Source organism: Nocardia vinacea NBRC 16497 (assembly GCF_000308835.1).
GTDB lineage: Bacteria > Actinomycetota > Actinomycetes > Mycobacteriales > Mycobacteriaceae > Nocardia > Nocardia vinacea.
Window position 1 is genome coordinate 31,831 of record NZ_BAGN01000115.1, and the last position, 23,639, is coordinate 55,469.

The 23,639-nt window shown below is 65.0% G+C and carries 29 protein-coding genes; 18 read left to right on the forward strand and 11 right to left on the reverse strand.

All coding sequences use genetic code 11. The features are described from left to right. Positions 1-3 precede the first annotated feature (3 nt). From ON44_RS15830 to thpD, 8 genes are all read left to right on the forward strand, one after another. The gene (locus tag ON44_RS15830) at positions 4-495 is read left to right on the forward strand and encodes an ATP-binding protein (RefSeq protein WP_245567178.1); all 492 of its coding nucleotides are present in this window, start codon (positions 4-6) and stop codon (positions 493-495) included. Then, positions 485-1,270 carry an RNA polymerase sigma factor SigF gene (locus tag ON44_RS15835; protein ID WP_040690645.1) on the forward strand — a complete coding sequence of 262 codons (786 nt, stop codon included), beginning with the start codon at positions 485-487 and terminating at the stop codon, positions 1,268-1,270. Before ON44_RS15830 ends, ON44_RS15835 begins: the two co-directional genes overlap by 11 nt. Positions 1,271-1,397: 127 nt before the next feature. After that, positions 1,398-1,796, forward strand: coding sequence for a hypothetical protein (locus ON44_RS15840; RefSeq protein ID WP_245567179.1), 399 nt, complete (start codon positions 1,398-1,400; stop codon positions 1,794-1,796). Positions 1,797-2,028: 232 nt separating this feature from the next. Continuing rightward, complete coding sequence (locus ON44_RS15845) at positions 2,029-2,739, forward strand: response regulator (protein WP_040690646.1); 711 nt, start codon at positions 2,029-2,031, stop codon at positions 2,737-2,739. 149 nt (positions 2,740-2,888) lie between these two features. After that, positions 2,889-3,473 carry a diaminobutyrate acetyltransferase gene (ectA, locus tag ON44_RS15850; RefSeq protein WP_083897905.1) on the forward strand — a complete coding sequence of 195 codons (585 nt, stop codon included), beginning with the start codon at positions 2,889-2,891 and terminating at the stop codon, positions 3,471-3,473. Further along, a complete protein-coding gene (gene ectB / locus ON44_RS15855) occupies positions 3,470-4,738 on the forward strand; it encodes a diaminobutyrate--2-oxoglutarate transaminase (protein WP_040690647.1) in 1,269 nt (422 codons plus the stop codon). Before ectA ends, ectB begins: the two co-directional genes overlap by 4 nt. A gap of 1 nt (position 4,739) precedes the next feature. Then, the gene (locus ON44_RS15860) at positions 4,740-5,138 is read left to right on the forward strand and encodes an ectoine synthase (protein ID WP_040690649.1); all 399 of its coding nucleotides are present in this window, start codon (positions 4,740-4,742) and stop codon (positions 5,136-5,138) included. An 8-nt stretch (positions 5,139-5,146) separates the two neighbouring features. Further along, on the forward strand, positions 5,147-6,022 hold the full coding sequence (gene thpD / locus ON44_RS15865; protein ID WP_040690650.1) for an ectoine hydroxylase: 876 nt from the start codon (positions 5,147-5,149) through the stop codon (positions 6,020-6,022). Positions 6,023-6,117: 95 nt separating this feature from the next. Here thpD and ON44_RS15870 read toward each other — a convergent pair whose 3' ends face one another. Then, a complete protein-coding gene (locus ON44_RS15870; RefSeq protein ID WP_157187169.1) occupies positions 6,118-7,395 on the reverse strand; it encodes a hypothetical protein in 1,278 nt (425 codons plus the stop codon). Continuing rightward, positions 7,392-7,613: a hypothetical protein gene (locus tag ON44_RS15875; RefSeq protein ID WP_040690653.1), complete on the reverse strand. Its 222-nt coding sequence runs from the start codon at positions 7,611-7,613 to the stop codon at positions 7,392-7,394. Before ON44_RS15875 ends, ON44_RS15870 begins: the two co-directional genes overlap by 4 nt. A 325-nt stretch (positions 7,614-7,938) precedes the next feature. Between ON44_RS15875 and ON44_RS50230 the strand changes: the two genes are divergently transcribed. Beyond that, positions 7,939-8,103 carry a hypothetical protein gene (locus tag ON44_RS50230; protein ID WP_157187170.1) on the forward strand — a complete coding sequence of 55 codons (165 nt, stop codon included), beginning with the start codon at positions 7,939-7,941 and terminating at the stop codon, positions 8,101-8,103. On the opposite strand, the gene ON44_RS15880 is transcribed toward ON44_RS50230, so the two are convergent. The 4 genes from ON44_RS15880 to ON44_RS15895 all read right to left on the reverse strand — a co-directional run bounded on the left by ON44_RS15880 (position 8,104) and on the right by ON44_RS15895 (position 13,520). Further along, positions 8,104-10,353: a serine/threonine-protein kinase gene (locus tag ON44_RS15880; RefSeq protein ID WP_040690655.1), complete on the reverse strand. Its 2,250-nt coding sequence runs from the start codon at positions 10,351-10,353 to the stop codon at positions 8,104-8,106. A gap of 57 nt (positions 10,354-10,410) precedes the next feature. Continuing rightward, positions 10,411-11,211 (reverse strand): 23S ribosomal RNA methyltransferase Erm, encoded by an 801-nt coding sequence (erm, locus tag ON44_RS15885; RefSeq protein WP_051182073.1) that lies wholly within the window; start codon positions 11,209-11,211, stop codon positions 10,411-10,413. A 457-nt stretch (positions 11,212-11,668) separates the two neighbouring features. Beyond that, entirely contained in the window at positions 11,669-12,907 is a 1,239-nt protein-coding gene (locus ON44_RS15890) for a tetratricopeptide repeat protein (protein ID WP_040690657.1), read from the reverse strand. Between the two features lie 91 nt (positions 12,908-12,998). Next, complete coding sequence (locus tag ON44_RS15895; protein ID WP_063721571.1) at positions 12,999-13,520, reverse strand: hemerythrin domain-containing protein; 522 nt, start codon at positions 13,518-13,520, stop codon at positions 12,999-13,001. A gap of 144 nt (positions 13,521-13,664) precedes the next feature. Between ON44_RS15895 and ON44_RS15900 the strand changes: the two genes are divergently transcribed. Beyond that, entirely contained in the window at positions 13,665-13,820 is a 156-nt protein-coding gene (locus tag ON44_RS15900; RefSeq protein WP_157187172.1) for a hypothetical protein, read from the forward strand. 144 nt (positions 13,821-13,964) lie between these two features. Here the strand turns inward: ON44_RS15900 and ON44_RS15905 are convergent, their stop codons facing one another. Then, positions 13,965-15,002 carry a membrane protein gene (locus ON44_RS15905; RefSeq protein ID WP_040690661.1) on the reverse strand — a complete coding sequence of 346 codons (1,038 nt, stop codon included), beginning with the start codon at positions 15,000-15,002 and terminating at the stop codon, positions 13,965-13,967. Between the two features lie 72 nt (positions 15,003-15,074). On the opposite strand from ON44_RS15905, the gene ON44_RS15910 reads away from it, so the two are divergent. The 3 genes from ON44_RS15910 (at position 15,075) to ON44_RS15920 (ending at position 17,142) form a co-directional block, all read left to right on the forward strand. After that, positions 15,075-15,503: a MarR family winged helix-turn-helix transcriptional regulator gene (locus ON44_RS15910; protein ID WP_040690663.1), complete on the forward strand. Its 429-nt coding sequence runs from the start codon at positions 15,075-15,077 to the stop codon at positions 15,501-15,503. Positions 15,504-15,580: 77 nt separating this feature from the next. Then, positions 15,581-16,660, forward strand: coding sequence for an NAD(P)H-dependent amine dehydrogenase family protein (locus ON44_RS15915; protein WP_040690665.1), 1,080 nt, complete (start codon positions 15,581-15,583; stop codon positions 16,658-16,660). Beyond that, a complete protein-coding gene (locus ON44_RS15920; protein WP_040690666.1) occupies positions 16,657-17,142 on the forward strand; it encodes a carboxymuconolactone decarboxylase family protein in 486 nt (161 codons plus the stop codon). Before ON44_RS15915 ends, ON44_RS15920 begins: the two co-directional genes overlap by 4 nt. 202 nt (positions 17,143-17,344) lie before the next feature. On the opposite strand, the gene ON44_RS15925 is transcribed toward ON44_RS15920, so the two are convergent. Then, positions 17,345-18,031 (reverse strand): hypothetical protein, encoded by a 687-nt coding sequence (locus tag ON44_RS15925; RefSeq protein ID WP_040690667.1) that lies wholly within the window; start codon positions 18,029-18,031, stop codon positions 17,345-17,347. A gap of 86 nt (positions 18,032-18,117) precedes the next feature. On the opposite strand from ON44_RS15925, the gene ON44_RS15930 reads away from it, so the two are divergent. Continuing rightward, positions 18,118-18,408, forward strand: a complete 291-nt coding sequence (locus ON44_RS15930; protein WP_040690787.1) for an ArsR/SmtB family transcription factor — start codon at positions 18,118-18,120, stop codon at positions 18,406-18,408. Next, the gene (locus tag ON44_RS15935; protein WP_174415070.1) at positions 18,408-18,797 is read left to right on the forward strand and encodes a VOC family protein; all 390 of its coding nucleotides are present in this window, start codon (positions 18,408-18,410) and stop codon (positions 18,795-18,797) included. Before ON44_RS15930 ends, ON44_RS15935 begins: the two co-directional genes overlap by 1 nt. A gap of 3 nt (positions 18,798-18,800) precedes the next feature. Here the strand turns inward: ON44_RS15935 and ON44_RS15940 are convergent, their stop codons facing one another. Then, positions 18,801-19,721, reverse strand: a complete 921-nt coding sequence (locus ON44_RS15940; protein WP_040690672.1) for an LLM class flavin-dependent oxidoreductase — start codon at positions 19,719-19,721, stop codon at positions 18,801-18,803. Between the two features lie 57 nt (positions 19,722-19,778). Beyond that, entirely contained in the window at positions 19,779-20,288 is a 510-nt protein-coding gene (locus ON44_RS15945; RefSeq protein WP_040690789.1) for a GtrA family protein, read from the reverse strand. 192 nt (positions 20,289-20,480) lie between these two features. Here ON44_RS15945 and ON44_RS15950 point away from each other — a divergent pair, with 192 nt between their 5' ends. Then, positions 20,481-21,284: an aldose epimerase family protein gene (locus tag ON44_RS15950; RefSeq protein ID WP_040690674.1), complete on the forward strand. Its 804-nt coding sequence runs from the start codon at positions 20,481-20,483 to the stop codon at positions 21,282-21,284. A gap of 3 nt (positions 21,285-21,287) precedes the next feature. Here ON44_RS15950 and ON44_RS15955 read toward each other — a convergent pair whose 3' ends face one another. Beyond that, a complete protein-coding gene (locus ON44_RS15955) occupies positions 21,288-22,040 on the reverse strand; it encodes a TetR/AcrR family transcriptional regulator (RefSeq protein ID WP_218007583.1) in 753 nt (250 codons plus the stop codon). 105 nt (positions 22,041-22,145) lie between these two features. On the opposite strand from ON44_RS15955, the gene ON44_RS15960 reads away from it, so the two are divergent. Both ON44_RS15960 and ON44_RS15965 read left to right on the forward strand, forming a co-directional pair. Next, entirely contained in the window at positions 22,146-23,348 is a 1,203-nt protein-coding gene (locus ON44_RS15960; RefSeq protein WP_040690675.1) for a DUF418 domain-containing protein, read from the forward strand. Between the two features lie 86 nt (positions 23,349-23,434). Further along, on the forward strand, positions 23,435-23,626 hold the full coding sequence (locus ON44_RS15965; RefSeq protein WP_169338068.1) for a hypothetical protein: 192 nt from the start codon (positions 23,435-23,437) through the stop codon (positions 23,624-23,626). Positions 23,627-23,639 lie beyond the last annotated feature (13 nt).

Here is a 23,639-nt window from a genome sequence, read left to right on the forward strand (position 1 = left end):
CGAATGGCCCCCGACTCGAAGGCACGTTCCGGTCGGCTCGGAGGAAAAGAGGTGGTGATGGGCATGGGGGAGTGGAGTTCCCAGTCCGCGGCGGAGAAGACGACGACGATCGGGGTTCGTATCCCCGCCGAGTTGGAGCAGCTGACGATGCTGCGCGCGCTCGCCGAAACCGTCGCGCTCATCGCGGATTTCGCGATCGATGAAGTGGTCGATATCCGGCTCGCGCTCGACGAGGTGGCCACCTCGTTGATTCTGGAAGCGACACCGGGCTCTACCTTGGAATGTGATTTCACCTACAACGATCACGAGATGTTCGTGCGCGTGGCCGCGGTCGCGGTGTCGGAGAAAGTGGTTGGCCAGGCCGGATTCGGCTGGCATATCGTCCGCACGCTGACGCAGTCGATCTCGGCGGCGCAGGAGCCGTTCGACAGCGTGGTCTCCGGATATCCGACCGTTGTCGACTTCAGCTGGGCGCGGAGTGGTGATGGCGGCTGATTCGAGAGCGCACCGCGACAGTTACGACAATATCGAGCCGCTCTTCGAAAAAATCGCCGCCATCGACCCGGCCGATCACCGTCGAGAACTGTTGCGCGAGGAGCTGATCGGCCGGTGCCTGCCGCTGGCCGAACATATTGCGCGCAAATTCTCCGGGCGTGGCGAGAACTTCGACGATCTGCTACAGGTGGCCCGATTGGGTCTGGTGCAGGCCGTCGACCGCTTCGATGTGTCGCGCGGTTCCTCGTTCCTGTCGTTCGCGGTGCCGACGATCATGGGCGAAGTGCGCAGGCATTTCCGGGACAACACGTGGGCGGTGCGGGTGCCCCGGCGCACCAAGGAGATCCAGCTCAGCATCGGTCCGACCATCGAGGCGCTATCGCAGCGGCTGGGCCGGTTGCCGAAGGCGCGCGAGATCGCCGCGGAGCTGGATGTTGATCTGGTCGAGGTCACCCAGGCGCTCATCGCGGGCAATGCCTATCAGTCGAGTTCGATCGACGCGGTGGCCGGCGACGACATCGAGAACGCGCCGCAACCGCTACTGGACAGTCTCGGTGAAGATGAGCCCAGCTACCAGTATGTGGAGGACTATCTGGCGGTCCGGCCGCTGATCGAGGAGCTGCCCGACCGGGAACGCGAGGTGCTGGTCATGCGTTTTTTCGAGTCCATGACCCAGTCCCAGATCGCCGAACAGCTCGGGGTTTCGCAGATGCATGTCTCCCGCATACTGTCCAGAACGCTCGGCCAGTTGCGCGACGCCGCGCTACGCGACTGATCCACCGGGGGGAATACATTGTCGCGCAATGCGTTTCGTAGTGATCGGATCCACTGTTTGTCCGGTGTTGCACGCGGGTACGCGAAGAGGAACCGGACTATTGATGCCGACGCGCAAGGAGGTCGTCATGAACGATCAGCGACGACCGGCCACCCGAGATCCGTACGCCGGACCGGGGGCTTCGAGGTCGCTGAAGAAACCGCCGGAATCAGTCGTTCGCGGCGAGGGCCCGCAGCAGCCCGGCCGCTTCCTCGTCACCCGCAATCATGAAGTGATCCGGCGGTGGGCCGAGCAGCGCGGCGCGCGCCCGGCCACCATGCCCGGCAGTGAATACGACGGTCGCCTCGGCGTCCTGCGCTTCGATTTCCCCGGTTACGGCGGCGCTGTGCTGCGCGCGGTGGGCTGGGACGAGTGGTTTGCCACTTTCGACGCGCGTCGGCTGATGTTCCGCTATCAGGAGCGCAGGGCCGATGGCGGACCGAGCAACTTCAACCGGCTGGAACAGTCTCATCGGGACGAGTGGTGACACTGGCCGAAATGTGTCGCATGTCACGTGCAATTTGCACAAATCGGGTCTTCATGCACAGGGTGGAGTAGCCGGACGCTAACCGACTGCCCGTGACCTGCCGTTTACCAATTGGTCGGTCGGGGTATCCAACCAGTTGGCAAAGGTGCTCGAAGTGCGGACTTTCGCGTCGGTTCTGGGTACGCGAGTCTCCGCGTCGCGTCGCGTCCGCGTGGTTGCAAGGGATGAGGGCTTGACCGCAAACCTGATGATCGTTGACGACGACGAAGTGGTACGTGGCGCACTGCGCACGGCCATGGAGGACGAGGGTTACGACGTTGCCGAGGCACATGAGGCCGAGGACGCGCTGACGTATCTGCGCAGCAATGGCGCTCCCGATGTGATGATCGTCGAGCTGATGCTCGGCGATATGGACGGCTTCGACTGCATCAGGGAGATCCGCCGCGAGCACGACGTGCCGATCATCGTGGTCAGCTCTCGCGATGACACCCATGATGTGGTGGCCGCGCTGGAGGCGGGGGCCGACGACTATGTCACCAAGCCGTTCGAGATCAAGGAGATCTCCGCGCGGATGCGGGCGCTGCGCCGTCGCGCACGCCTGACCATGGAGCGCGAAGCGCCGCGTGAGGCCGTACTCGACGCGCACCCCGACGGACCGCTGGTGCTGGATCGCGACGGGGGCGCGGTACGCCGCGGCGAAGACGAAATCCGGCTCACCATCACCGAGTTCAAATTGCTCTGCGAACTCGCGGAATCGCCGGGACGGGTGCTCAGTCGCACCGTCCTGCTCGAAAGAGTATGGGACGACGGCTTTTTCGGCGATGAGCGGATCGTCGATGTCCATATGCGCCGCCTGCGCACCAAAATCGAGCTCGACGCCTCCGAGCCGCGCATCGTGGTCACCGTGCGCGGTCTTGGCTACCGACTCGATCTGCAGCGCTGAGCCTGTGACCGACACCGCAGTGGCACCGAAGTATGACGCTGCCTGCGGTTGTGATCTTTTCGTAATACAACCGCAAAGAGTTCGACAGGTTCACCTCAAAGTTGCTTCGTAAGCCTGGATAAGTACTGCAGACCCGACCAGGGAGACGTATGTCACTGCACACCTTGTCCACCAAGACGATCGAACCGTCGGTCACCGAATACCCTTCGGCCGTACCGATTTCCGGACCGCACACGCAGCCGGTGCTGCGCCCGCCGAGAGTCGGTGACGCGGCCCAGATCTGGCGTATCGCCAAGGATTCGCAGGTCCTCGACACCAATTCGAGCTACGCCTACCTGCTGTGGTGTCGTGATTTCGCGAGCACCTCGGTGGTTGCCGAAGTCGGTGGCCGAGTCGTCGGATTCGTGATCGGCTACCTGCGTCCGCAGGCGCCGGAGACGGTATTCGTGTGGCAGGTCGCGGTCGAGCACGAACAGCGGGGGCGCGGCCTCGGCGCGGCGCTGCTGGACACGTTGCTCGACACCGTAGCCGGCGCCGGTGTTTCGGCATTGGAGACCACGATCGCACCGGACAATCCGGCCTCGATCGCGATGTTCGCCTCGGTGGCGCGTCGCCGGTCGGCCGAACTGACCAAACACCCCTTGTTCGATTCCGAACTGTTCCCGGACAGCCACGCTGCCGAAGACCTCTATCTGATCACCCCCACCGCCCGAAAGCAGGAGGATCGACGTTGATTACCGCCGAGACGACCATTTTCGAGGAGCTCGAGTCCAATGTCCGTGGCTATTGCCGCGCCTGGCCGACGGTGTTCACCACCGCGTCCGGGAGTTGGTTGCGCGCCGAGGATGGGAAGGAATACCTCGACTTCTTCGCCGGAGCAGGGGCGTTGAACTACGGCCACAACAATCCGGTGCTCAAGCAGCCGCTGCTGGACTACATCGCCGGTGACGGCATCACCCATGGTCTGGATATGTCGACCGTGGCCAAGCGCCGACTGCTGGAAACCTTGCGCGACACCGTGTTCGCGCCGCGCGGACTGGAATACAAGGTCCAGTTCCCCGGCCCGACCGGCGCGAATGCCGTCGAAGCCGCGCTGAAGTTGGCCCGCAAGGTCACCGGACGCGAGACGATCATCAGCTTCACCAACGCCTTCCACGGCATGTCGCTGGGTGCGCTGTCGGTGACCGGCAATGCCGCCAAGCGGGCCGGCGCCGGTGTGCCGCTGGTGCATGCCGCGCATATGCCCTATGACGGCTATTTCGACAACACGACTGCTGACTTCCAATGGATGGAGCGGGTGCTCGACGACACCTCTTCCGGTTTCGACCGGCCTGCGGCGGTGATCGTGGAGACGGTGCAGGGTGAGGGTGGCGTGAATGTCGCGCGGCCGGAGTGGCTGCGGCATCTGTCCGAATTGTGCACCGCGCGTGGCATTCTGCTGATCGTCGACGATGTGCAGATGGGCTGCGGCCGGACCGGGCCGTTCTTCTCCTTCGAGATCGCCGGTATCACCCCCGATATCGTGACGCTCTCGAAATCCATCGGCGGCTACGGTTTGCCGCTGGCGCTGGTGCTGTTCAAACCTGAGCTCGACGTCTGGGCGCCGGGTGAGCACAACGGCACCTTCCGCGGTAACAACCCGGCCTTCATCACCGCACAGGCCGCGCTAGAGCACTTCTGGTCCGACGGCACTCTGCAGGCCTCGACCGAGGCCAAGGGCCAGCGGATCGGTGCGGCCCTGACCCAGGCGGCCGAGTACTTCCCGGGCATTTCGACGCGAGGTCGTGGACTGGTGCACGGTGTGGTCTTCGACGATCCCTCCCAGGCCGGCAAGGTCTGCCAGATTGCCTTCGAGCGTGGGCTCCTGGTGGAGACCTCCGGTTCGCTGGACGAAGTGGTGAAGTTGCTGCCGCCATTGACGGTCACCGACGAGGAGGTCGAGCATGGTCTACGGGTGCTGACCGGCGCGATCGGCACCGTTTGCGGACAGGAGCGTTGAGATGATCGTGCGCAGCACCGCGGAGATCACCGGCACCGAACGCGATGTCGCGGGGCAGGGCTGGCGCAGTAAGCGCATCGTGCTCGGCGGCGACGGCGTCGGATTCTCCTTCCATGAGACCAGCATCGAGGCCGGGACCGTGCACGAGTTCCACTACCGCTACCACGTGGAGGCGGTGTGGCTCATCGAAGGTGAGGGGACGCTGACAGATCTGGACCACGGCGTCAGCTACGAATTGGCGCCGGGCTCGATGTACCTGCTCGACGGACACGAGCGCCACCGCTTGGAGGTACGTACCGATATGCGGATGATGTGCGTGTTCAACCCGCCGGTCACCGGGCAGGAGGTCCACGACAGTGACGGCGTCTACCCGCTCGTCGCGGCCCAAGTAAGCGGATAGGAGGCGCAATGACGTTGGTGCAGACCGACGATCGCTACCCGACTCGGCTCGTCACGGCCGGCGAGCACCGGGAGCGGACCGATCCCACGGTGTGGGGCGCGGTCGATTCCGAGGAGCTGGCCTCCTTCGATGCCAATGGTTTCGGGATCGTCGAAGAGCTGTTGACACCCGCCGAGGTCGCGGAGTTCAGTGCCGAAATCGACCGTCTCGCTGGTGATCCGGCGCTGCAGGGCGATGACCGGGTGATCGTGGAGAAGTCCTCGAACCGGGTGCGTTCGGTCTTCGAGGTGCACCGGCTCAGCGGCGCTATCGCCGATCTGGTGCGCGAATCCCGGGTGGCCGGATTGGCTAGGCAGGTGCTCGGCTCGGACGTCTACATCCATCAAAGCCGAGTGAACTACATGCCCGGCTTCCGCGGCACCGGCTTCTACTGGCATTCGGATTTCGAGACCTGGCATGCCGAGGACGGCATGCCCGCACCGCGTGCGGTCAGCCTGTCCATCGCACTGACCAACAACTATCCGATCAACGGCAGCCTGATGGTGATGCCCGGCTCGCACCGCACCTTCGTTCCGTGCACCGGCAGCACTCCGGCCGAGCATTATCGGGAGTCGTTGCAGGAGCAGGAGATCGGCGTACCGACGCACGCGGATATCAATGCGCTGGCGAACCAGTACGGCATCACGCAGTTCACCGGCAGCGCCGGATCGGCCCTGCTGTTCGATTCGAATATCATGCACGGTTCGTCGAACAACATCACGCCGTTCCCGCGGTCGAATATCTTCCTGGTGTTCAACAGCGTGGAGAACACGCTGGTGGAGCCGTTCGCCGCCCCGGCCCCGCGACCGACGTATATCGCGAGCCGGGACTTCACGCCGGTGTAATCCGCCTGCGACGCAGCCGGTCTCGGGTCGCCTCACCCGAGACCGGCTGCGCGCGTGAACATTCGGTTGCGCAGTGTGCGAATATGCACTGGGTGTCAGCCGTAGATGTCCAGCGTGACGGTGAGTGTCGCCAGGCGCGTAGCGAGCCCGAGATCGCGGGCGCGCCCCTGGATGTCCGTGCGGTCGTCGGCGGACAGCTTGGCCCAGAGCTCGCCGAGACGGACCTGGGTGTCGGTATCGGCCACGGCGAGGACTCGCAGCAGTGTCGACCACAACCGGCCCTTGGTCGCGATGCCGGGTATCGCGGTCACGGTTGATTCGGGCAATTCGAGTAGTTGGGTACCGATTCGGCGTTGGATCTCGGCATCGGTGCGCTCGACCAGGTCGAGCAGGCCGCGCCACAGTATCGGATCGCTCTGCCCCGCGAGCGCGCCGACCAGCGCCGCCATCGCAGCTGGATCCACCGTGATCGGATTGGCCGCCAAGGTGTCCAGCGCCGATGGGCTCAGGTATGCGGTGAAATGGAGCATGTCGTTGATCGCGCCGTGCTCGATGAAGGTGGCGGCGAGTTCGGTAATGGCTTCGGGCGGGCCGATATCGAGCAGGATGTCGCCGAGCGCTTCGATCACGTCCTCGTCGCAGCGGGCGAAGACCGATACCGCCGCCAGGCGCAGCTCGGTGGAACCGGCGAGGACGGTGTCGAGGATATGCGGTATCCGATCCAGCGGCCCGGATAGCAGTTGGCGCACGATCGCGCTGATATTCGAGCCGGAGTAGGCGTAGGCGGCCGAGAGGATCAGGCCCTCGTCGTCAGGCACGCCTGCCTCGATGGCACGGACTAGTTGCGTCGTTGCGAAGCCGAGGAACGGACCGGCGGTGACATAGTCCTTGCGGCGCAACAGCTCGTTGGCCACCCGCACGACCGGTTCCGGCGGCGCGACCGCAGCGAGTCGGCCCACGGTGCGCGGGTCGATATACGGCGCGCAATCGGCGGCATATTTCGGATCCAGCATCCCGAGGGCTTCCGCGGCCTTCTTGGGATGTTCGATGCCGACCGCACCCGCGGCGCGCCCGCCCATCACCGGCGGCACGACTCGCTGCACCACCGGTATCGAAATGTTCAGCGGAATTATCGGCACCAGCTTGCTGAGCCGACCGAAGGTCGCGGAGTGGTCGTCGAAAAGGGCGCGCGCCATGCGTTGTTGCAGTTCGTGCAGTTGCTCGGCGCCAAGTTTCTCCAAGTGGGCCAGGCGTTCGGCGGGGACATGCAGTGTGCGGGCCAGCAGAACCAGCTGAGCCCTGGTCACCAGGTCCGGCCCACCCGACTCCCGACCACCACCCCCCATCGAATCGCTGCGCGACGCTGTACTCATCCGAGCCGATTCCCGAACATGACCTTCTTCGCCGCGGTGCTCAGCGGCCAGGGCAGTGCACCGACCAGTCCGTCGACGGCCTCGGTGAGTCCGGCCGTCTCGGCCCTGCGCGCGTCGCGGAACAGGGTCAGCAATTCGGCGGATTCCGCCTCGGAGAGTTGATCGAGGGCCGCTACGGGGCCGCCCAGTTCCTGTTCGAGATCTGCTCTGGCGGTCATATTCGCTCCCGGTTCCCCAGTCCTCGCGCAATGACAGTGCACGAAGCACCTCTAGATCCCATTGTGCAGTGCCACCTGGTCTGCGAGGCCTGGATCACTGGTAACGCGCCGTCGGGCAATCTTCCGTCAAGCGCCGAGCTCTTGACCCAACTGTCACCAACGGGCCGGCTCCACGCCGCGATCGCCGAATACGACAATGCCGCGGTGATGGACTGGACGCGTGCGGGTTGGATCGGGTCACCGAGGCCATCCCGGGCGCGCCGACCTCGGTCATCGTCAACGGCGAGGATTCCACCGTCGGTCATCAGATCGGACGCTCGAGCAGATGATGCAGCGCTGCGACCCTACCGGCCCGACCGCGCCGTCGCAGCCGCTCGGCACCGAACTCGCGATGCTGGACCATAATCTGCGTCCGGTCACCTTCCTGGACGCGCTACCGCGCAATGCCACCGGCAAGATCCTCGAGCGCATGCTCATCCAGCCGGGCTGATCACCGGGCGACAATACGTTCCAGAGCGGCGAGGTCCTGTTCGAGCATCCGGAACAACCAGTAGATAGCGATGAAGGCCAACGCGCTGCCCACACACAGCACACGCAGCGGCACGATGACCGCCGGAATATCCTCGGCGGGAATGAATGTCGCGCCCGCGACGCCGAGCAGCGGTACGGCGGCGGCGATGGCGAGGAAGTAGGTGCAGCTGCGGTCGAGCCGGCGCAATTGGACACCGTCGGCCGCGCCGAGTCCGCCGTGCGGCAGGAACATCGGGTAGATGCTGCGCACCGCATAAAAACTGACCAGAAAATACGGGTAGGCCATGGCGATCGCGCCGCAAACGATCTGGGTGATGAAGAAGTGCACATAGGCCTCGGTGGTGAGGTGATTGCCGGAGACCCGAACCGATACCGGGACGACAACTCCGGCCAATACCCATAATGCGAAGCAGGTCAACACATTTCGGCGACCGAGTTGCAGGGCCTCGCTGCGGGCGCGCGTCAGAGTCGGCGCGTCGTAGGACTTGCCCTTGCGTAGTCCGCGCGAAATGGACCACAGATCGACCAGCAGCACATTGGTGACGATGACCCCGATCAGGAAGCAGATGCCGTAGGCGGCGACGGCGATCTGGTCGAAGCGGAGCTGCGCCTGCTCGTCCAGTTTGGCGATGATGAGCGTGCGATTGTGGTTGTAGCTGTACAGGATTGCCAGCGCATTCGGAACGCCGATGGCCAGCGCCATGATGGGGTGCATGAGCACCCGTGCGCGCAACTGCCAGCTATGCGGCGGCGGGTCGACCAGATCGCGGGCGCGCGCATCCAGGCAGACATCGAATTGCTGGGCCATATCCGCGCCGCGCGCCCACCGCTTATCCGGATCCGGGTCGAGGGCGCGGACTAATGCGCGGCGCAGCGCCGCCGGCCAATCGGCCGGAAGATCCTGATAGGGCAGCGATTGCGGACTGCGCGAGCGGCGGTCCAACATGCCATCGAGTGCGGTGCGATCGCCGCCGGTCACCTTATCGTCATCGAAAGGCTTACGGCCGGTGAGCAATTCCCACAACATGACGGCCAGCGCGTAGAGGTCGCTGCGGGTATCGAGGTCGGCGGCTGTCGTCGGTTTGTCCGGGTGCACGGCGGCCAGCTGCTCCGGCGACATGTAGGCCAGCGAGCCGCCGAAGTAGGCGACGGGGCTGTCACCGGAGACATTACCGCTGAAGCTGATATTGAAATCGGCGAGTTTCGGGATGCCCTCGGCGGTCAGCAGCACATTGGCCGGTTTGATATCGCGGTGCAGCACTCCGGACCGTCCGGCGTAGTCCAGTGCCTGGGCCAGTCTGCGCCCGAGCCAGGCAATGGTCTCCGGCCAGGACAGTTCGGCCAGTTCGGCGCGCACGGGGGATTCGCTGGGGCGGATCTCGCCCTTGTCGGCGAGTACGGAGTCGATGACATCGACCAGCCGTGCGCCCGAGCGTTCGGCCGCCGGTGTGTTGCGCACCCGCTCGAGCACGGTGAACAGTGTCCCGCCCGGCACGTACTGCATGTACAGCAGGCGCAGGCCGCGACTCTCCAGGACCCGCTGGTCGAAGACCCGCACAATGTAGTCGTGGTCGAGCTGGGCCAGGGTCTGTGGTTCGGCGCTCTTGTCCTGGGAGATCTTCACCGCGACGAGCCGCTGCATGGAGCGCTGTCTGGCCAGGAACACCGGCGCGAACGCCCCACGACCCAGCCCGGTCATCAGGTCGAAGTCGTCGATCTTCTGGCCGACATCGATCTCGTCGAGGTTCACCGGATCGGCGTAGACGGCCAGCAGAGTGCTGTGGTAGTCGTCGGTGGCCAGCATCTCCGAGAGTTGCTCGGCCTGTTCGGGATAGGCCGCGGTGTATTCCTCGACATCCACTGAACTGCCCGCGCGCCTGCGGACGTGGAACTCTTCGTAGATGAGATCGGGCGGCAGCGGCCAGGTGCGCAATTCCGGCAGGTCCTCGACATATTCGGCGAGACGCTTCGGCTCCGTGCCACGCATCCACCGGTTCGCCAGATCGACCTTGATCAGCTCGATCAGCGACACCCGGCGGATGGCGGGGGAGTCCGGTAGGTAGGCGGGCAGATCCGGGGGCGTATCGGCCGCCCGCCAGGCTTCCGCGAATCGCTCGACGACCTCGGCGACCCCGGTGCCGCGCGGACCGCCCGGCGAGCGGTCCGGACCGACCGTCGCCCCCGGAACCGGCGGAGCGGGGTGCGCCATCTGCGCATCGTAGCTCCGCCGATACCCCGATGGCGGCCGAGTTGGGCAACTGATCTGCTAGCTCAATGCCTGGTAGAGGGTGAGCCAGCGGTCCGGGGAGACGAGGCCGACGGGTTCGTCGAGGGCGATTCCGGCAACGGTGCAGGCCGCTCGGACCTTGTGGGTCGAATGGACCCGGCGCAGTGTGGCCGCGAGGGAGCCACCGAGGCCGGAGAAGCCGAATTCCACGAGTTGGTGGTAGCCACGGAGTTCCTTTCGTGCGAGCAGTGGTTGTTCGCGTCTGCGCAGCCGCAGGACGGCGGCGTCGACCCGTGGTATCGGACGGAAGTGGTGGCGTTCGACTCTGGTGCCCAATTCCATTGTCACGGTGGGCCATTGGGTGATGGTGAGTTTGGTCCAGCGGCCGTAGTCCCCGGCGTATTTGCGGGCGAACTCGCGTTGGGTCAGTAATGTCGCCGAGCTGAGCCGCGGTGCGGCAAGACACCAGCGGACGATGTCGGTGCTCGCGGCGAACGGAATATTGGCGACGACCGTGAATGGTTCGCGGGGCGGAGTGATATCGCGAATATCCGCGTGGTGCACGCGAATTCGACGGTTGTTCGCATAGCGTGTGCGCAGTCTCTCGGCGTAATGGCGGTCCTTTTCGTAGGCCAGGATGTGGCGCGCGGTGCTCAGGAGTTGCCTGGTGAGCATGCCGTCGCCGGGTCCGATCTCCACGACCAGGTCATCGGCGCCGATACCGGCGGCGCGCACCAGCCTCCGCGCGACACCGGTATCTGTGAGGAAGTTCTGTGACAGCTGCTTGCGGGTGCTGCCGGAGTGGATCCGGGCATGCGGCAGCGAACGATTGCGGGACATGGGTGTCCTCCGAACGGAGTGGTCGAATCAGGAATGTTTGATTCGCCCGGACCGTGCCGGAACACTATGGGGCGCAGCCCATCTCAGTTCGGTGAGAACTGGAGAAATCGATCAGATCGATCGAGGAACGGGAGCAGCGCAGTGCGCGGGCAGAGGCCGGGCTGCCGCGCGGGGCCGCACGTAGTACGCGGGGGCCACGCACGCTCCGTTCAAGCCAGGACTACCTGCCATACGGACAAACCTAGAGCACGCAGGAGTTGTTCGCGACTGTTTTATCGCGCCCGTCGCCAGGGGTAGGGTGGGCCCCGGATGCTGACCAATGGTGGCCCGCACCGTTCGTTGTCGACGGTCTGACTGATCCGCGTGCCGAGAATCCGGCTGCCTGGCGTGGACTCAACCTGCTCGGCTTCGCGCTGATGGCCGCCAGGGCCCAACTGGCGGCGAATCCTGCTGCGACTCAGCCGGAATTCACCGATTGATCGTGTTCGTCGGTCTGCTCCTCGGCGACACAGGCGCGCCAGATCTCGGCTTCGGCGTGATTGCCCTGGCGTTCGAGGAGCTCGGCGAGTCCGGTCATGGCGCGTGATTCGCGGCGGTCGGCCGCGGTGCGCCACCAGCGCTCGGCATCGCCGAGTTCACCACGATTGAACAGAACGACGCCGAGGTCATAGGCCGCGCCGGCGTGCCCGGCCTCGGCGGCCTGTGCCCACAGACCGCAGGCTTGTTCTTCCTCGCCGCGGCCGAACATGGCGACGCCGAGATCGTAGAGGGCTGCGCGATAGCCGCGGTCGCCGTCATTGGTGCGCTCCCGCGATTTGGATTGCTCGGGCTTCGGTGGTTCCGGGAGCGGGGTGTGGTCGGTATCCGCTGCCTGTTCCTGCATCACCGGAACCTGCTCGGCTACTGACGGTTCCGCCAACCGGGTGCGCGCGGGTTGCAACGGTGTGGTCTGCTCGGCCGCCGGGAGTTCGGGGTGGGCGAATGTCGTTTGCAGCGGTTCCGGGAACCGCACCAATTCGAGGTCAGGTGACGTCGGCGGCGGCTCAGGGAGTCGAGGCTGCTCTAGGGCAACGGATACGGTGCGCTGCGGCTGAGTCGGTGGCGCCGGCTGCACGGATGTGTCCGGTCGCGGTTGCGCGGGTGGTGGCGCTTGGGGCGCGGCGGCAGGCGTCCGGGCGGAGTCGGCGGGCAGACTCGCGGTTTCCACCTCGACCACCAAGTTGGCGAAATTCGGTGGGCCCTCGCCGACGCTGCACCAGAGGATGATTCGGCCGGTCGGTGGTTGTTCGATGAGGATGCCGTAGTTGCCCGACCAGGATTTCTGTGCGCCGAACCCGTCGACCCAGACCGGGGTCAACGAGAACAGTGCGCCCGCATCGGTCGGGACTACCTCGAAGGTGACGCCGGCGGCCAGGGCATCGCTCCATACGTCGACCCCGGCCAGGCGTCTGCCATCGATGCCGATGTGCCCGTCGACCACCGACAGCCCGATTCCGTGTCCGCGCAGCCCCGCGGGCGGTGCCGCGGACAGCAGCTTCATGGTGACCAGGATCGGCGCGGATCCGACCTGTTCGGTGTACATCGGATAGATCAGGCTGCCGTTCCAAGTGATCGGGTCGGCGGATCGGTAGCGGGCGGCCAGGGGTAGGTTCTCCGGCGAATTCTGGGCATACCAGTGCGAATACGGTTGATTCATATCGCGCCCCGACCTTTCACCGATGCTTCCTCGCCCCTGTCTACGCGGTCCGGCCGGTAATACCGTACCCGCCTCTGATGTGCTGGCTGATTCAGTCCCGAGCGGACCGCATGCGACCCACCGCGACCGTGACGCCGAGAAGTTCCTCGCCCGTCCTGGTACCCATTTCGAGTTCGTCGAAAGCCTGCACGAGCCTGCGTTCCTCCCAGTGGAAGTGCGATTCCAGGATGGCGGCCAATCCATCGAGTTCGCGCCGTACGGTATCGGCATTGTCCGGCCCGATCGAGTCGAGCAGTTCGGTCAGTCTGCGCAGGATATCGGCAACCAGTTGGTGATCGGTGCGCAGTTCGGCCAATACCGGGGCCAGTTCGGGGAACTGGTCGGCAAGTGCCGGGAACCCTGCGGTGTCCTCGCCGGTGTGGTGTCGGGTCAGCGCGGCGCAGAATGCGGTGCAGTGCACGCGAAGTTGCGTCGGCCGCAGCTCTGCACCTGCCGCATAGTCGGTGACATCCGCGCGTATTCGCGTGAGTTCGGTTCGCAGCCAGTCGTGTATCGCCACCAGTTCCTGTCCGAGGGCGCGCGCCCGGTTTGCGTCGAGGTCGGTTGATGCCATGGATCGTCTCTCGTTCGAGGAAGACGCACGGGCCGTGCGGCTCCGCGAAGGGTGCTGGAATGCGGTGGGGCCTCGATGCCCCGCTCGACCTCAGTGCGAGCGCGAATGTGGACGCACGGCGGACTCCTCGATCACGGTGCCTCCATGCCGATCGCCGTCCACCCGGCGCCGCCACGCGACACATCCACGATCTTGCACCTGACGGGGGCCGCCGATCAACTTGGTGTGTTCGAAGACGTTGCGCGCCACGTGAAATTGCAGTTCATGCCCGATCCTGCATCGTCACGCATTTATATGTAACTCACGGTTACATATAAATCGGGTTCTGCGGAATTCGAATGCCAGAGCGGCGATGCGATCATCGTACCCGGTCCCGGACCGCGATGCGACGCGACCGCGAAAGATTCGACCCACGAAACGTGGGTCGAATCGAACGTTGAGTTGTCAGACGCCGACTGCCTCTGCTATTTCCGCCTCGGCCTCGGCGGGGCGCTGTGCACGCGCGGGAGCGGTAGGCGCGGGGGAGTAACGGCGTTCGTGTCGCGCGGCCACCACCAGCATTACCGCGCCGACGACCAGCCACACGAACAGGCTCGCGATGCGGCCGGCGAAACCCGCACCTGCGTCGAAGTACAGCAGGCTGCGCGCACCCTCCACGAAACCCGCACCGTTCCAGAAGGCGTGCAGCGAACCGAAGAGGCCGTTCTGCAGTTCGGGGCGGTAGATGCCGCCGGAGGTGGTGAAGTTGAGCATGACGAACAGCACCATCAGCGCGAGCGTGGTCCAGCGCTTCAGGAAGGTGTGCAGTCCGATCCCGACGGTGATGATGCCCGCCGAGTACAGCCAGCCCATCGCCCAGATTGCCGCGTAGTCGTGGTCGACGACATGGAAGACCGGCGCGGCCACCACGATTCCGATGATGCTGACCACCAGTGCGGTCGCCAGGCCGATCGCCGCGCGCACCCGCATGGACAGTCCGGCGCCCGCCGCGCCGATCGCGGCGACGCTGCCGTAGGAGCCGATACTCAGGGCGACGAGCAGAAAGAACAGACCCTGTCCGGTGGGGTCACCGCTGGCAGTCCGGGTGATATCGGTGACCGTCATCGGCACCCCCTGCGTCCCGGCAACCTGCCGGAACACCAACTCGACCGCCATCGCCGTGGTGTCGGAATTGGCCTTGGCCACAACCAGTTCGGGATGTTGCGCGTCGGGAATGTAGGCGCCGGAGAGCGTGCGGTCGCGCAGCTGTGCGGTGGCGTCGTCACGGGTGGGCAGCGTGACGACCTCGAGCGCGTCGCCGGCCTTGTCCTTCATGGTCTGCGCCAGCACCATGTCCCGCGCGGATGTGCCGACCACAGCCACCTTCAGATGGTTCGGCTCGGGTTGATGGAACGCACCAAGATAGGCCAGCGCCATGCCGAGACACATCAGCAGTGGGGTCAGCAGATGTCCGGCGACATGCCGTAGCTGGTGCGAACGCATGAAGGTCAACTCCTAATAGTTGGTAAATACAACTATTACTGTTGTATCATACAACTGATGTATAGTGCAACCATGTCCATCGAACCGCGCACCGCGGCGATCCACATCATCCAGCGCGAACTGACCGCCTTCGCTCGGCGCGCCCGCGGCCGCGCCTCGGAGCTGCATCCGGAGTTGTCGCTGGTGGCGTCGAGCATTCTGGATCTGGTCATCGAGCGCGACGGCTGTCAGGCGACCGATCTCGCGGACCACTTCGTGCTCGACAAATCCACGGTCAGCCGACAGGTGGGTGCGCTGGAGCGCTTGGGGTACCTGACCCGGGAGGTCGATCCGGAGAACCGGCGCAACCACATCCTGCGGCCGACGCCGGAGGGCCGGCGGGTCGCGGGGGCGGCCGAGCGGCGTCGCCATCAGGAGTTCGCCGAGCGCTTGACGGCATGGGATGACGCCGACATCCGGCGTTTCGCCGACTATCTGGTCCGCTATAACACCGCGAAATAACCGCGCGAATTCCCAAGTCCCACTGCGTAATCCCCATAATCCCGGTCACCAAACCAAGCGCTTGCTACGCTCACTCGATGATCCCCACGATTGTCTGGGGCACCGGCAATGTCGGCCGCGCGGCCATCCGCGCCGTCGACGCACACCCGGCGCTGGAACTCACGGGCGTGCTCGTCCACAATCCGGATAAGGTCGGCCGCGATGCGGGTCGGCTCGCGGGGCTCGACTACGACCTCGGCATTGCGGCGACCGCCGATATCGTGGCCGCCCTGGCCGCCGGACCACGGGCTGTGGTGTACGCGGCCTCGGGTGATATCCGACCCGACGACGCGCTCGCCGACATCGTCCTGGCCATCGAGTCCGGTGCGGTCGTCGTCACCCCGGCGCTCTACGCGCTCTACGATCCGCGCAGCGCCCCACCCGAAATGCGAGATCCGGTACTGGCGGCGATCGCGCGGGGCGGCGGGTCGCTGTTCGTCTCCGGTGTCGATCCCGGCTGGGGCAACGATGTGCTGCCGCTGCTGATGAGCGGACTCGGCAGCACCGTGGATGTGATCCGCTGCCAGGAGATCTTCGACTACACCACCTACGACCAGCCCGATTCGGTGCGCTATCTGGTCGGTATGGGCCAGCCGATGGACTATCTGCCGCCGATGGTGGCGCCGGGCATACCGACCATGGTGTGGGGCGGGCAGATTCGGTTGATGGCGCGGGCGCTGGGCGTCGAACTCGAGGAGATCCGCGAAACCCTGGACCGCCGCGCGCTCGATGCCACCGTGACCACCGAGCGCATGGGTGAGTTCGCGTCGGGTACGCAGGGCGCGTTGCGATTCGAGGTGCAGGGGATCGTCGAGGGGGAGTCGCGCATCATCATCGAGCACATCACCCGGATCCACCCGTCCTGCGCGCCGGACTGGCCGACGCCGCCGGACGGCGAGGGCGCGCACCGCGTGCTCATCGAGGGCCACCCGCGTATCGAGATCACCATCGAGGCCGCCGACGAGGACGGAAACCGTTCCGCGGGCGGCAATGCCACCGCGGTCGGTCGATTGGTGAATGCCATCGACTGGCTCGTCGCCGCCGAACCCGGACTCTATGACGCGCTCGATGTCCCACTGCGTCCCGCAGTCGGCAAGCTCGGAAGGAAGCATCCATGATCATCGACATCCCCGAGGGCAAGGACCCGATCGGTTACGTGTGGGGCGAGATGGTGCCCGGCATCGGCTTGGCCGCCTCGAACTTCTCGCTGTCGGTGTATTCGCATTCGACCCTCGGACTGCGCGAATTCGAGGCGGCACGACTGAAGATCGCCCAGGTCAACGGCTGCATCTTCTGCCTGGATTGGCGCACCGAGCGCGACGGTAAGAAGGTGGAGCCGGAGTTCGCGGACGCGGTGACCAACTGGCGTACCACCGAGCTGTTCGACGAACGCACCCGGCTCGCCGCCGAATACGCCGAACGCTACGCCATCGATCACCACAATCTCGATGACGAATTCTGGGATCGGATGCGCGCGCAGTACAGCCAGACCGAAATCGTCGAATTGAGTATGAGCATCGGGTCGTGGCTGGCCTTCGGGCGGCTCAATCATGTGCTCGGGCTCGACACGGTATGTGTATTGCCTGGGCATTCGTCGTAGGGGATGCCTGTGTCCCAGAGATAAATAGGTTTCCGGCGCGGCCGTGGCGACTTACGGTCGTGCCATGTCGTCCGCCGAGCCGAGCACGTGATCGGATGCCGATGGTGCGGGAACGAATTCGTGGCATGGCCGAGGACGTGACCGAGGAAGACTGCAATCGGCGAACGGCCGCTGCGCGAATTGCCCAGTGGTGCTGACTATTTCATTCCAAAGGTGCCCAGTCGATGCCGTCCAGTCGGCTCCACTCGTCGCTGGCCCAGTCCCAGATGAGTTGGGCAACGGTCGCGCCGTCGGTCACTGTGGCGCGCAGGCGTTGGTCGCGGACCGGGTGGTGGATTTCGAGGGTGTAGTCGGTGGCGGAGTTGCGGTGGGCCCGGATGAAACTCTTTGCGTCGTTTCGCTTTTCGGCGATCAGAAATGGGGTGGCGGCCAGCAGGTGGAGTTGGCGGACCCAGTCGAAAATCTCGCGCTGGGTGAGTGAGGAGTATCTGCGTTCACCGCCGATATCGATCGAGGCGTAGCGGCGTATCTCGGGGCTGGTCAAGGTGTTGGACCGCGCATCGTAGATCTCATATGCGAAACCCGCGATGAGGGCTTCGATGAGTTCGCGTACCCGCGGCGCGGCGTAGTCCATAGCGGAGCCGCGAGTCCTGCGGCGATCCACACTGTCAGCGGCGGTTACCCGCACCGAGTCTCCGGCCGCCTCGATCCGCAGCCGGGCGTGCCGGGCAGCGGCCGGAATTCGGCTGTTCCAGCTGTGCAGACCGGCGATTACGGTCTGGTAGAGGTGGTCATCGGCGGGTTGCCCGCGTCTGGATCGAAAATATTGAAGTACGTCCCCCGGCGATGCCGCCGCGCCCGCGGGCAGCACCACGAACTCATAGCTCATCAACCCAATTTAACTCGGCCGCCGACACATTCGCCCGCCCTGTTTTCGATCTGAACTCCACTTGATAGGCAAGTAGCTACTTGCCTATAGTGAAGGGTGTGAGCGGCGATGTCTTCAAGGCGCTGGCCGACCCCACACGTCGGGCGATCCTCGACGAACTGGCCGATCGCGACGGCCAGACCTTGTTCGAGCTTTGCGCGCGGCTCACCATGGGCCATCAGCTCACTTCGAGCAGGCAGGCGATTTCGCAGCATCTGGACGTGCTGGCAGCGGCCGGTCTGGTGACCACGCGCCGGGACGGCCGGTACAAATTCCACCATCTGAATCGAGAACCACTGCGGCGGCTCACTCACCGCTGGCTTATGGAGGACCGATGATCCGCATCAATATCACCAGTGTTCTGGTCGACGATCAGGACAAAGCATTGCGCTTCTACACCGAGGTGCTCGGCTTCGTGAAGAAGACCGAGGTTCCACTCGGCGAGGCGCGCTGGCTGACGGTCGTGTCACAACAGGAACCGGACGGCGTCGAATTGCTGTTGGAGCCCGATGGGCATCCGGCGGTCCGGCCGTTCAAGGAGGCGCTGGTCGAGGACGGAATTCCGTTCACGTCGTTCGCGGTGGACGATCTGTACGCCGAGTACGAGCGGTTGCGCGGGCTCGGCGTGCGATTCACTCAGGAGCCACTCGATCAGGGTCCGGTTGTCACTGCGGTACTCGACGACACCTGCGGCAACCTGATTCAGATCGCCCAGATGAAGGGCTGAGGTTCAAGCCGTTCGGAGTAGGGCGTCGGCGAGCAGATCCAGCTGGCGACGGGCCTGCAGTGAGCCGATGCGCAGCACCAGATGCTGCGCACCCGCATCGAGGTACCGTCCGAGCCAATGGACGCATTCGTCGGCGGAACCGCCGAAATAGGCTTGAATCGTGGACATTTCGTCCAGCGATCGGCGGTAGTACCGGCGGACGTAGCCGTCGAGTTCGGTACGTGCGGCGGCGGAGTCCGGGTTGATATTGATGGTGGCATAGAGGGCGGGGGTGATGCTGCGGGTGGTCTTTTCGCGCAGGGTGTGCCATGCGCGGGCGTAGGCGTCCGGGTCCGGTAGAAACGGTAGCCAGCCGTCGTAATACCGGGCCACCCGTTCGAGCACTCGAGGTGTGTCACTGCCCGCCAGCCACAGCGGGGGACCGGCCGGGCTCGCGGCGGGGAGAGTGCGGGTCAGATCATCGAGTTGCCAGTAGCGGCCGTCAAATTCGGTTCCGCCGGACCAACTCCGGCGCCAGATGGCGACCGTTTCGTCGAGCCGGCCGACGCGTTGGTCGAAAGGCACACCGACAGCGGCGAACTCGTCCCGGCTCTCGGGTAGCGGGAATCCCGCACCGAGACCGAGGACCAACCGGCCGTTGCTGAGTTGGTCGACGGTGGCGGCGGTGTGGGCGCCGAGCAGTGGATGACGCAAAGTCGCGGTGAGTGCGGCGGTGCCGAGTTGGACGCGCGCGGTAGTCGCGGCGACGGCGGCGAGCAGTGGCAGCGGATCGACTCGGGTTCGTGCCAGCGGGGAATCGCCGATCCACACCGAATCGAACCCGGCATCCTCGGCGGCCCGCGCGAACCGGACCAATCCTGCGGCATCGTGTTCGCCGGTCATCGAGGTTTCGCGGCTGGGTAGCAGCAGGCCGATCTGTGTCATACCGGCGATCTTCGCCCCGGTCGCCGAATCGGGGCAATTACCTCGAAGGTAAGCGACCTACCGCGGTTCGAGCTCCGATTGGACGAGATCGTCGGGGAAGGCATACCGCCGAAACGCCCAGTACCGGAACGCCATCGCGAGCAGCACGCCCAGAATCTGGCCGGTGATGAAGTTCGAGACGGCCTGGGTGACCGGGCTGACGTGCGGCACCCGGATATCGAGTACATACAGCGCGACCGCCTGCGGCAACAGCGTGACACCGATCCCGAGCGCACTGATCGCGAAGAACAGCGCAGCCTCGTGATGCCGCTCCCGGCCGCCCCTGGTCCGGAACGACCACTCCCGATTGAGCACATACGACACGATCGTCGCGATCAGCACACCGAGCACGCGCGCGGTGAGCGGCTTCTCGCCCAGCACCGTCAACTTCAGCGCATAGACGATCCCGGTGTCGATGAACCAGGTGATCCCACCCACGACGGCGAACTTGAGCAGCTCACGCCGCTGGATCAGATATGACCGGTACGGCTCCGGGATCCGGTCGAGCGCAAGCTGGACGAAGGACACGCCCCGCACTATATCCAGCAAATCCGTCACCTCACGTTTCCGACCGTCGATGCCGCTCTAACCCAAGCATGCCCGCTCCCGTCGCGCCAGGTAAGTCACCTCCGGTGTTTCGGGCGCGCCGCGTCGGTCAGCGCAACCGGGCTGCTCATGGCACTGTGTCTTACCTGACCCATAGTCCGAGGAGGAGCGCTCATGGCCGATGCAGGCAATCTCCGTGTTGTGCTGACCGCAGGGAAGGCACAGGTCAGCATCGCGCCGGAGAATGGCGGACGGCTGACCAGTTTGCGGGTCGGTGAGCTGGAACTGTTGCGGCAGGGCGCACGGTACGGCGCGTTTCCGATGGCGCCCTGGTGTGGACGGATGGGATTGGGGCAGTTCCGGTATGACGGCACGTTGCATCAGCTGCCGATCAACGCCGATCCACACGCTATCCACGGCACCGCGCGCGATAGGGCCTGGCACGTCCTCAGCACCACGGAATCCACCGCCGCGCTGAGCTGCGAGCTCACGGACCCGTGGCCGTATCGCGGGCGAGTCACCCAGGAATTCCAGCTCTCCGAGCACTCGATCACCCTGACCATGCGGGTCGAAACAGCGGGCGAGCCGTTTCCGGCGCAGGTCGGTTGGCATCCGTGGTTTCTGCGAAATCTGGGCTCCGGCAAGGACATCGAGCTCGACTTCACCCCGGCCGGGCAGGAGGAGCGCGGCCCCGACTATCTGCCGACCGGACGCCGCATTGCCCCGCAACCCGGTCCATGGGATGACTGTTTTGCGATGCCCGATGGCACCACTGTCACCCTGAACTGGCCCGATGCTCTGGAGCTGACCATCACCAGTCCCGCCGAGTGGGTCGTCGTCTTCGACCAACAACCCGAAGCCGCCTGTGTCGAGCCACAATCCGGTCCGCCCAACGGCATCAACACCCACCCGCGGCCGGTCACCGCGAGTGACCCGTTGGAACTGTCCACCACTTGGACCTGGCGTTTGCTCGATTGAGTCCTATGCGCCATCGATCTCGGCGGCCACGCCGTTGAGGATCAATTCCAGCGCGAAGACGAAGTCCTGGTCGGCGGCATCGGCATCCCCGTCCGGCGGTGATTCGAACAGCGGACTGGCGAACAGTGCGGCCGCCTCCGGGAAGTGGTCCGGATCGACGAGGACGGCCAGCGTGCGGCGGTAGTTCCGATTGGCCTGTACCTCGTCGAGACCCGTGCCGCGCCGTGCCTCGGTGAGCTGCTGGGTGAGCAGACTCGCTTGCCGCACATGTGCGCTCACCAGCATCAGGATGCCCGCCTTGGTGGCCCAGGTGAGTCCGGTGTCGGCGAGTGCGCGCAGCGCGGCGTCCATCCAGCCGATCGTGTTCGGACCACGGGGCGGCCCGGAGATCGGTACCTGCGGCAGCCACGGATGCGCGGCGTAGACCGCGCGCATCGCATGCGCCCACTGCCGCAGCCCGGCCCGCCACTCGATGGGTGCGGTACCGAGATCCGGTGCCGGGCCGATGGCGAAATCGGCCATCAGCTCGAAGAGTTCGTCCTTGGAACCGACGTGGCGGTACAGCGCCATTTTCGTGAAACCCAGTGTCTGCGCGACCTTCAGCAGCGTGACCGCGCCCAGCCCGGAGCGATCGGCGAGATCCACCGCTGCGTGCACGACCCGGTCGACGTCCAGTTCCGCCGGTCGGCCGAGCCGTGCGGGTGTCGGGAGTCTCCAGAGCCTGCCCAGGTCGGCGGGCACCGCCTCGTCGGCCACGGCCTTACCTCCTCGGGATCGCCGATGCTTTTGGCGGATACTAGCCCGAGAGATAGTATATGTTGGATAGTATCCCTTGGATACTATCGATTTGCGGAGAACACAATGACCGATCAGCTGGTCGCCTCCAGATCCCGGGTGCACGACGTCGATGCCCTGCGCGGCTTCGCCTTGTTGGGCATCTTCATCGTCAATATCACCTTCATGGCCTCGGGTTATCCCGGCAATCTGGTGATCGACCCCGACTACACCTCCACCCTCGACGATGCCGTGCGCGGACTGTCCGAGGTGTTCGTCGATATGAAGTTCTATCTGCTGTTCTCATTCCTGTTCGGCTACAGCTTCACCCTGCAGATGGAATCGGCGGCTGCCGCGCGAGCCGCCTTCGAACCGCGGATGCTGCGTCGCATCGGAGGCCTGTTCGTCCTCGGTGTGCTGCACATCGTGTTCCTGTACGCGGGCGACGTACTCACCACGTATGCGGTGGCGTGCTTGGTGTTGTTCTGGATGCGGCGGGTCAGCGACCGAACCGCATTGCGCGTCGCGGCGATTCTGTACGGCTTGGTCGTGGGGAGCCTGCTGCTCGGCACTGTGTTCCTCGATGCGTCGGCACTGCTGCCCTCGACCGCCGAGGCACAGGCCAATGCCGAGAGTGCAACCCAGGCCATGCTCGGCGGTTGGGGCGACATTATCGGCGAACACCTCGACGGCCTCGGACTCCTTGTCCTGCAATCTCTTACGCTGCAGGGACCGACCGCACTGGCCATGTTCCTACTCGGCTTGGTGGCGGGCCGTCGCAAACTGCTCGCCCACGTACGCGGCGACGAACCCATCCTGCGCCGAATCCAACTCATCGGCTTCCCCATCGGCCTCGCAGGCAGCATCCTGTTCACCATCGGCGGCGGCACCGGCCATACCCTTTCGGTAGCGATCAGCGTCGCCACCGCCCCATTCCTCACCGCCGCCTATGTCGCAACTCTGCTGCGAGCAATGCACAGCCCCCACACGTCCTTCATCCGCACAGCGCTGGCTCCCGCAGGCCGCATAGCCCTCACCAACTACCTCGCCCAATCAGCAATCGGCCTACTGATCTTCACCGGCATAGGCCTGGCCGCCGCCGGCACTTTCTCCCCGCTCGCCACCATGTCCACAGCCCTGCTCGTCTTCACCCTCCAACTAGCCCTGAGCGCACTCTGGCTTCACTGGTTCCGCTACGGCCCCGCCGAATGGACCCTCCGCTGGATCACCAACGCCCAACGCCCCACCTGGCGCAACCCTCCCGGACAGCCAATGCCGAATCAACCATGAATCCCGCAAGAATCGCTCGCGCGACCGCGAGTTCGCGAGCGGGATTCACCGAGTCGGCCGCCGAGATCGATTTCGGCAACCACGGGGTGATCGCCGACAACGATCCCGACGAGCAGGAGAAGATCGTCAAGTTCTGGATGACGAAAACCGAGCAACGCACGATCAGCGGCATGAGCGATGTTGGCTCGACAAAGCGCGCTGTGCCGCCGGAACAGACTGCCCTATCTTCCTCGGCGCTTGTATGTGCGAGCCGGGGCGAAGCGGACGGGTCCCCATGAATGCGTACAGCAC